Origin of the sequence: Thiohalocapsa sp. (assembly GCF_019695415.1) — a bacterium.
Taxonomy (GTDB): Bacteria; Pseudomonadota; Gammaproteobacteria; order Chromatiales; family Chromatiaceae; genus Thiohalocapsa.
This window is the reverse complement of sequence record NZ_JAIFKJ010000297.1, coordinates 1-8676: the sequence shown is the minus strand read 5'-3', so window position 1 is coordinate 8676 and position 8676 is coordinate 1. Positions and strand designations below refer to the sequence as shown.

Annotated in this window: 6 protein-coding genes; 3 read left to right on the top strand and 3 right to left on the bottom strand. The window is 66.9% G+C overall.

The genetic code is table 11. The features are described 5' to 3' along the window. Positions 1-276 precede the first annotated feature (276 nt). Both I6U14_RS08645 and I6U14_RS08640 read left to right on the top strand, forming a co-directional pair. A complete protein-coding gene (locus tag I6U14_RS08645) occupies positions 277-888 on the top strand; it encodes a fasciclin domain-containing protein (RefSeq protein WP_296898500.1) in 612 nt (203 codons plus the stop codon). A 208-nt stretch (positions 889-1096) separates the two neighbouring features. Beyond that, positions 1097-2092, top strand: coding sequence for a hypothetical protein (locus I6U14_RS08640; RefSeq protein WP_296898499.1), 996 nt, complete (start codon positions 1097-1099; stop codon positions 2090-2092). Between the two features lie 106 nt (positions 2093-2198). On the opposite strand, the gene I6U14_RS08635 is transcribed toward I6U14_RS08640, so the two are convergent. Continuing rightward, positions 2199-2819, bottom strand: a complete 621-nt coding sequence (locus tag I6U14_RS08635; RefSeq protein ID WP_296898497.1) for a DNA polymerase ligase N-terminal domain-containing protein — start codon at positions 2817-2819, stop codon at positions 2199-2201. A 175-nt stretch (positions 2820-2994) separates the two neighbouring features. Between I6U14_RS08635 and I6U14_RS08630 the strand changes: the two genes are divergently transcribed. Further along, a complete protein-coding gene (locus I6U14_RS08630; RefSeq protein WP_296898502.1) occupies positions 2995-3564 on the top strand; it encodes a Uma2 family endonuclease in 570 nt (189 codons plus the stop codon). Between the two features lie 130 nt (positions 3565-3694). On the opposite strand, the gene I6U14_RS08625 is transcribed toward I6U14_RS08630, so the two are convergent. Together I6U14_RS08625 and I6U14_RS08620 are read right to left on the bottom strand one after the other, a co-directional pair. Further along, the gene (locus I6U14_RS08625) at positions 3695-7117 is read right to left on the bottom strand and encodes a DUF2126 domain-containing protein (RefSeq protein WP_296898495.1); all 3423 of its coding nucleotides are present in this window, start codon (positions 7115-7117) and stop codon (positions 3695-3697) included. Between the two features lie 297 nt (positions 7118-7414). Continuing rightward, positions 7415-8676 (bottom strand): efflux RND transporter permease subunit (locus tag I6U14_RS08620; protein ID WP_296898493.1); only part of this gene is annotated, 1262 nt, incomplete at its 5' end.

Genomic DNA, 8676 nt, shown 5'->3' with positions numbered 1-8676 from the left:
CTCTGTCCCCGCGGTCTACTTCGTCCCATGCGGAGTAAGCGGCTTGTTCTTGCTGTTCGGGTGGAATGGCTCCATCCGGTCTCATGATACGGGTTGCGCCATACCCGCGGCCATCCCGCCGCAAGCTCCCCCACAGACGGCTGACCGCATGATCCGAGCGGTTTTTCCGGCACACCGGTTGCTGACACCTTAAGTCAATCGCCCGGTGCGCCAGGCTCGTCCCACCGACATCCGCAAATCAGCTCTGCCCACACAGCGGCAGAGGAGACTGACACCATGACCGAACGATCACTCTACAAGCGCAACCTGACCGGCCTCGCCCTGCTGCTGGTCATCGCCCTCGGCCCACTCGCGGCCTTGAGCTTTGGCAGTCGCTATGCCGACGAGGAAACGCTGGCCCGCGCCGAGGCCGGCGATCGCAATTACGACCCGCCGGGCCGTTTCGCCGACGCGTACTTCGGCCTGCCAAAGCTCACCGGCGCTGCCGCGCAGACCACAGTGCTGGATATCACCGAGAACGACGCCCTGTTCCAGACCTTCATGCAGGCGCTCGAGACCGCCAATATGACTCAAGTCCTTGAAGGACCGGGGCCCATGACGGTGTTTGCGCCCACAGACATGGCCTTCCAGCAGCTCACGCAGGCCGAGCGCGAAGCCCTGTTGGAAAGCCCGGAGCGGCTCGTTGAGGTTCTGAGCCGCCATGTGGTGCACGCAGAGCTCTCCGCCACGGACCTACTCCAGCGGGAGCGAGTCAATACGCTGGGCGGTGAAGCCATGCAAATCGACCGCGGCGGCACGGCCATCAGCATCGGCAACGCCGACATCGTCCAGCCCGATCTCGCCGCCGGCAACGGCGTCGTGCACATCGTCGATGCCTTGAACCTGTGACCCTAGAAGGACGCCCCATCAGGGACGACGGGGCGGCTCGTGGTCCGCGGCCCGCTCGGGCCGGTGATCTCTGCCGTCTGTCGCCGCGGCGGGTGCAAATCGGCATTCACCTTGCTTCCCACCTCCCCAAGCGGCCTCGAAGCGGCTTGGCAAGCCGAACGGCGGGCCGAGATCTTCCAACCCATCCAAAACAACAGGAGGAGCATCCATGCGACACCCTGTCTCCAGCACCCTCGCCCTGCTGCTCGCAGCCGGCCTCACAGCCGTGCCGGCGGGTGCAGCGCCAAGCTCGGCCGAAGACCGCGAGCAGCGTCAGGCCGGCTCCAACGCCAGCCACGCGGGCGCCGGCCAATCAGCAAAGGCCGACGCACAAGACCGCTTCAGCGGCTTGGTGGTCGGCGTGCGACCGTTGCGCATCAACGCCGATGGCGACACGCGCCTGCTCGGCAGGATGCTGCTGGATGACGGACGCCTTGCCCTGGTCAACTTCGGCGATGTCGAGCAGGTGCGAAGCGGTGTCAGCACGAAGCGTCCCGCCATCCGCAACGGCCAGCGTATCGCCGGCACGGGCAGGCTCGAGCGTCTGCGAGGCGAGCCGATGCTGGTGGTGGAGCAGTGGCGGTTGATAGGTCATCCGTCTGCCACCGGCCATCCACCGATGCTCATGCACTCGCAGGTGTTTGGCCACCATGGGATGGCTATGAATCCCAGTCGGCCGAGCCGGCCAGGGTCGATGCGCCATCCGAGCTGGGTGCAGCAGCCCCGCGACGGCGTCGCAACGGATATGGATGTCATGCTGACCGGCACCGTCTTGGGCGTCGGCACTGACGACGGCGACGATGCGGGCAACAAGCCCGAGCAACGCGCTGGACAGCCTGCGGACGTGCCCCGACAAATCCGCGTATCCGGGCCAAACGGCCTGGAAGTGACGGCGGACCTTGGTCCGTCCGACGCCGCCCACGAACTGCACCTCGCCGACGGCGACCAAGTAGTGCTTTACGGCGACGCCGGCATGCAGGACGGACGCCCCATCCTGATGGCGGAGTTCGCCGCCAAGCTGGTGGCCCTGCCGCGCGCCGAAGACGACACGGACGGCCAAGCGAAGCCCGACAACCCGGATACCAAGGGTAGAGGCGAGAGCACGTCGGCGTCCAACGAGAATCAGCAGACGCCGCGTTCCCGGATGACCGGCGGCGCCTCCTGAGCCGGGAGACGGGCCCATGTCTGAACATGGCCCGGCTCCGACCGATTGTTGGAAAGGCAAGGCCAATGAATCGGTCTCTCCCTAGAAACGCCGCGCGTGTCCGACGTCAGTTATCGTCGGACTCGGCAGCCACTGCATCCAGATCGCGCCCGGAGCGCACGGACTTCGGCTCGGTGCTGGTGGGGTTGCGCCGGGCGTCAGCGCCCTCGTCGCGCATCTTGATCAAGAGCCACTTTGACTTCTCCTCGTTGCCGCCCTCGATGCGCTTGAGCGCGTAGCCGCCGGTCAGCTTCTCGCCGTGCAGGTAGACCTCGACCAGGCCCTCCTCCAGGCTCTGGGCCATGGTCTTCGGGTCGCTCTGCTTCCCAGCACGGAGATTGTCGTAGCGGCCCTGGTCCCAGACGAGCACCGTGCCGGCGCCGTACTCGCCCTCCGGGATCACGCCTTCGAAGTCGGCATAGTCGAGGGGGTGGTCCTCGGTCATGATGGCGAAGCGCTTGTCGGATGGGTCGGTGGACGGGCCCTTGGGTACGGCCCAGGACTTGAGAACGCCATCGGACTCGAGCCGCAGGTCGTAGTGCAGCGTCGAAGCGTCGTGCTTCTGGATCACAAAGCGGCCGCCGTCGCCGCTGTCGGACGTCTCGGCGTCGCCGGCGGGCTCGCCGCTCTTGCCGGTGTCCCGCTTGCCGCGGTAAGCGGCGAGCTTGTCGTCGTCATGCTCGACCATGCGTGGCCTCCGCGTTAGGGAAGCACTGATCAATCAGCGCTTCCCTAGGGTCAGCGCCCCACTTGGCGCCCGCGGCTCCCGGCCTGAGCTGACAGCTGCTTCCGCACAGTTGACAGCGACCGGCAGCCTGCGGGAGCTTTGTAGTCCCGCCACCATGCCGTTGTCCACACCGACGATGCACGCCCGCACCCACCCGAGCCTCTACGAACAGCTCGAAGCCCTGCCCGAGGGCCTTGTCGGAGAAATCCTGGATGGCCAGTTGCACACCCAGCCGCGCCCGACCGGCATCCACGCACTGGCCGCAGCGGGGGTGGGCGGCGAGCTGTACGGCCCTTTCCAGCGTGGCCGCGGCGGCCCAGGCGGCTGGTGGATCCTGCCGGAGCCTGAGCTGCACTTCACGCGGGACACGGAGGTGGACGTGCCCGACCTCGCCGGGTGGCGGCGTGAGCGCATGCCGCGGGTGCCGCAAGAGCATCGCTTCGAAATCGTTCCCGACTGGATCTGCGAGATCCTCTCCCCCTCAACGGAGAGCAAGGACCGCGACATCAAGATGCCCATCTACGCAAGCTTCGGCGTGCACTTTGCGTGGCTGATCGATCCAGTCAGGCGACAGGTCGAGGCATATGGGCTCGCCGACGGCGGCTGGCAGCGAATCGGTCTCTTCAGCGGCGATCGGCCGCAGCACATCGCGCCCTTCGATGCCACGGCCATCCACCTGGGGGCGCTTTGGGGCGAGGGTCAGTGAGGCCGGGGCCCGCCACCATAGGTCGGAGGACGGCTTTCTAGTCGACCGCCTCCGAGACGGGTAGTCACGACAGGCTCGTGGTCGCCAACGACCTGATCCATGTTCTCGGCGAGGCGCCTGGAGTTTTGCTCTAGCAACCCGGCGTCCAGCGCAGGTCGAGCGTGTAGGGATGCTCGCCGGCGGGCTCTTCCGGCGGCGGGTCGATGTCCCCGGGGGTATGGCCCAGGACGCGGGAGCGGGCGATGCGCCGGCTCTCGGCCTCGTAACTGTTCACTGGAAAGCGCTCTTCGGCGCGGCCGCCCGGGTGGTCCACGTAGTAGGTGCAGCCGCCGAGGCTCGCGCGGTTCCAGAGGTCCACCAGGTCGAACACCAGCGGGTTGTGCCGCGCAATGGTGGGATGCAGGCCCGACGGCGGCGCCCAGGCCTTGAAGCGCACGCCGGCGACGTACTCTCCGCGGCGGCCGGTGGCCCGCAGCGGCACGCGGCGGCCGTTGCAGGTCAGCGCATGGCGCTCGCCGAGCATGCCGTCCACCTTCACCTGCATACGCTCCACGGAGCTGTCCACGAAGCGCGCCGTGCCCTGGGCGGTGACCTCCTCGCCGAGCACATGCCAGGGCTCGATGGCGCCGCGCAGCTCCATGCGTACGCCGTTGGCGGCGATCATGTCGCCGTAGTGCGGGAAGCGGAACTCGAAGAAGGGGTCGAACCAAGCCGGGTCGAAGGGATAGCCCGCGCGCCGCAGGTCGCAGATGACGTCGTTGAAGTCCTGCCGGACGAAATGCGGCAGCAGGAAGCGGTCGTGCAGCTCCGTCCCCCAGCGCACCGGCGGCCGCGTGTAGGGCTGCTGCCAGAAGCGCGCCACCAGCGCCCGCAGCAACAGCATCTGGGCCAGACTCATGCGCCCATGGGGCGGCATCTCGAAGGCACGGAACTCCACCAGCCCCTGCCGGCCGCTCGCCGAGTCCGGCGAGTACAGCTTGTCGATGCAGAACTCGGTGCGGTGGGTGTTGCCGGTGACGTCTACCAACAGGTTCCGGAGTACCCGGTCGACGATCCAAGGCTGGCGCTCGCCGGCGCGGCCGGTTGGCATCTGCTGGAAGGCGATCGCCAACTCGTACAGGCTGTCGTCCCGGGCCTCGTCCACCCGCGGCGCCTGACTGGTGGGACCGATGAAGGTGCCGGAGAAGAGATAGGACAGGCTCGGGTGGTGCTGCCAGTAGGTGATCAGGCTCCGGATCAGGTCAGGGCGGCGCAGCAGCGGGCTGTCGGCCGGTGTCGGTCCGCCCAAGGTCACGTGGTTGCCACCGCCGGTGCCGGTGTGGCGGCCGTCGAGCATGAACTTCTCGGTGCCGAGCCGGCTGAGGCGGGCCTCCTCGTAGAGGATCTCGGTGTCGCGCACCAGCTCGTCCCAGCCGTGGGCGGGGTGGACGTTCACCTCGATGACGCCGGGGTCGGGCGTCACGGCGAGCTTGTTCAGGCGGTGGTCCCGCGGCGGCTCATAGCCTTCGACAATGATCTTGAGGCCCGTTTCCGCGGCGGTGTCCTCCAGGCAGTGGACCAGATCCAGCCAGTGCTCCAGGTGGGTCACCGGAGGCATGAAGCAGTACAGCCGACCCTCGCGCACTTCGATGCAGAGTGCGGTGCGGATGAGCTGGGGTGGGTAGTCGTCCGGCAGGGTGGCCTGCTCCGACAGAGCCTGGCGGTGGTCTTCTGTCAGTGGCGCCCGGCCGTAGCGCCGCGCGGTCTGCTCCGGGCGCTGGCCCTGCTCCTGGAAGGCCTCGCGTGGCTGGTCCGACTCGGTGATGTGACCATAGCGCCGCGCCATCTCGTCTGCCTTTGCATCGTAACGCGTGGGCAGCGGCGCCACCGCGTCGAAGGGGTCCCGCTCGGGATGCGTGTCCAAGGCCGCGTCGGGCACATAGGGCAGTGCATCCAGCGGCAGCCGAAAACCCATGGGCGAGTCGCCCGGGATCAAGAACAGGTTGCCGTCGCGCAGGCTCCATTTGCCGCTGACCCAGCCGCCGCCCTGCTCGCGGGTCGGGAGTCCCGCCCAGCGCAGCGGCAGCGCGAAGCCTACGGTGCGGTCCAAACCCTGGCTGAACACGCGCGCCAGCCGGGCCCGCTCGATGGGATCTTTCAGCTTGCTGTCGAAGGGGTCGACGTTGATGGGCAGCCGGGACTCTTTCCACAGATAGTAGAAGACATCTTCGTACGCCGGCTGTGCGTGCTCCGGCTCGACCCCGAGCTTGCCCGCCAGGGTGCGGATAAAGCGCTCCGCGTCCAGCGGCTCGTGGCCGGAGCTGTCCTTCTCGTTGCCGAGCAGGCTCTCGTTCGTCCAGACGGGCTCGCCGTCCTTGCGCCAGTAACAGGCCAGCGCCCAGCGCGGCAGCTGCTCACCGGGATACCACTTACCCTGGCCGATGTGCAGCATGCCGCCCGGCGCGAAGCGGCGCTTGAGCCGAAGCAATAGATCCTCGGCCAGGGACTTCTTCGTCGGCCCGAGGGCGGCGATGTTCCACTCGGCGCCTTCCATGTCGTCGATGGAGACGAAGGTGGGCTCGCCGCCCATGGTCAGGCGCACATCGTGCTCGGCGAGCTCTGCGTCGATCTGATGGCCGAGACTCTCGATGGCCGCCCACTGCTCATCGGTATAGGGCTTGGTGACCCGCGGGTCCTCGTGGATGCGCTTGACCCGGTTATGGAAGTAGAAACTGACATCGCACTTGTCCGTGGCGCCGGTAATGGGGGCCGCGGAAATGGGGGCCGGAGTGCAGGCCAGCGGGATGTGGCCCTCGCCTGCGAAGAGCCCGGACGTAGGGTCGAGCCCGATCCAGCCCGCACCCGGCACATAGACCTCCGCCCAGGCGTGGAGGTCTGTGAAGTCGCGATCGGTGCCGCTCGGACCATCCAGGGACTTCACGTCCGGGGTCAGCTGCACCAGGTATCCGGAGACGAAGCGCGCCGCCAGGCCCAGGTGGCGCAGGATCTGCACAAGCAGCCAGCCCGAGTCGCGGCAGCTGCCGCGGCCGAGCCGCAGCGTCTCCTCGCAGCTCTGGATGCCGGGCTCCATACGGACGATGTAGCCGATGTCTTCATTCAGCTGCTTGTTCAGGTCGACCAAAAAGTAGACCGTCTCCCGCGGCGTGCGGTCGACGCCGGAGAGCCAGTCCTTCAGCAAAGGGCCCTGCTCGCTGATCTCCAGGTAGGGAAAAAGCTCCTTAGTAAGCTGGTGGTCGTACCCAAAGGGATAGCTGTAGGCATACTCGTCGACGAAGAAATCGAAGGGGTTGATCGTCACCATGTCCGCGATGACATCCACCTCCACGGACAGTGTCCGCGCCTTCTCCGGAAACACGAGCCGCGCCAAATAGTTGCCAAAGGGATCCTGCTGCCAATTGATGAAATGCTGCTCCGGCTCGATGCGCAGCGAATAGGAGCGGATGGGCGTGCGGCAGTGTGGCGCCGGGCGCAGCCGGACAGTGTGCGGCGCCATGTTCACCGGCCGATCGAAGCGGTACTCGGTCTTGTGATTGATCGCGACGAGGATGGACATGCGGGGCTGGCTCCCGGACAGCGGGGGTAGAGGTGCACGTTGGCGCGTACTCTAGCGCCGTCGCGTTGTGCCGTGCAGCAAAAATCGTTCCCGGGAGCGCTGGCAGGGGTGCCCGCAGTATGCGGCGGTTGCGGGCGCGAATCACAGCATGATCACGGAAAGAAAACGCACATCGCGGGGAGCGCCCGGTCCCGCAAGGGGCACAGGGGTCAACCCATAAAACGGGGACGGTATATTGAATTCAGAAGACAGCCGCAGCCCGGCCGACATCGTTCCGTCGGCCAAGGCACCACGGCATCAGCGCTTGGGCTCTGCGGCCGTGTCGCCGGAGTCGGGTGCACCAATGAGCCCGCCGACGCGATCCCCGATCCACTGGAACATCACATAAAGCGCCGGAATCAGGAGGATGCCGATAAGGGTTGCAGCGAGCATGCCGCCCAGCACCGTGAAGCCCAGGTGTACCCGAGCGTTGGCGCCGGCGCCGGTTGCGAGCACCAGGGGCAGCAGGCCAATAATGAAGGCGAGCGCGGTCATGAGCACGGCACGGAAGCGCATATGCGCTCCGGTGACGGCAGCCTCATACAGACTCTTGCCTGCCTCCCGCTGCTCCTTCGCGAACTCGACGATGAGGATGGCGTTCTTGGCGGCGAGGCCGATGAGCAGCACGAAGCCGATCTGGGTGTACAGGTTGTTATCCAGCCCGACCACCCTGAGCGCCAGCGCACCGCCAAGCACGGCGACGGTAACGGACGCAAGCACCGAGAACGGAATCGCCCAACTCTCGTATAGGCCCACCAGGAACAGATAGCCGAACAGCACCGCCAGGCCGAATACGGCCACCTGGCTGCCCGTGGTTTGCTGCGCCTCCTGATAGGACATGGCAGTCCATTCTGCGTCATAGCCGTCAGGCAGGGACTTGCGCGCCGCCGCCATCATCGCGTCCATGGCCTCGCCGGTGGAATTGCCGGAGGCGGCGCTGCCGTTGATCTGCGCTGTCAGGAACTGGTTGTAGCGGAAGATGAGGTCCGCGCCCAGCTCCTCGCGGACGCTCGCCAGCACCGACACAGGCACCATGGCGCCGTTATCGGCGCGCACATAGGTGCTGCCGATGTCATCCAGGGTGCGTCGGGCGGCCTCATCCGCTTGCACATTCACCTGATAGGTACGCCCGAGGTAGGTAAAGTTGTTGGCGAAACTGCTGCCGAAGGTGGCGTTCAGGGTCTGAAAGAAGGTCGCCACCGGCACGTCCAGGTACTGCGCCTGGGTGCGATCTAGGTCTAGGAACACCCGCGGCACGTCGGCGCTGAAGGTGGAGCGCGCCTCGGCGATCGCCGGGTCCTGGTTGGCCTCTGCCAGCAGGCCGCGCAGCACTTCGGTGAGCTCCTGCGGCGACTGGCCGCCCAAGGCTTCGAGCTGCAGGGTGAAGCCGCCAGCGGTGCCGAGTCCGGGAATCGGCGGCGGGGGGAACCACAGCACCTTGGCGCACGGGATCTGGTCCAGCCGGCCCTTGCAGTTCTGGTACAGCCCGCGCAGCCGCGTCACGGGCTGGGTGGCGCACT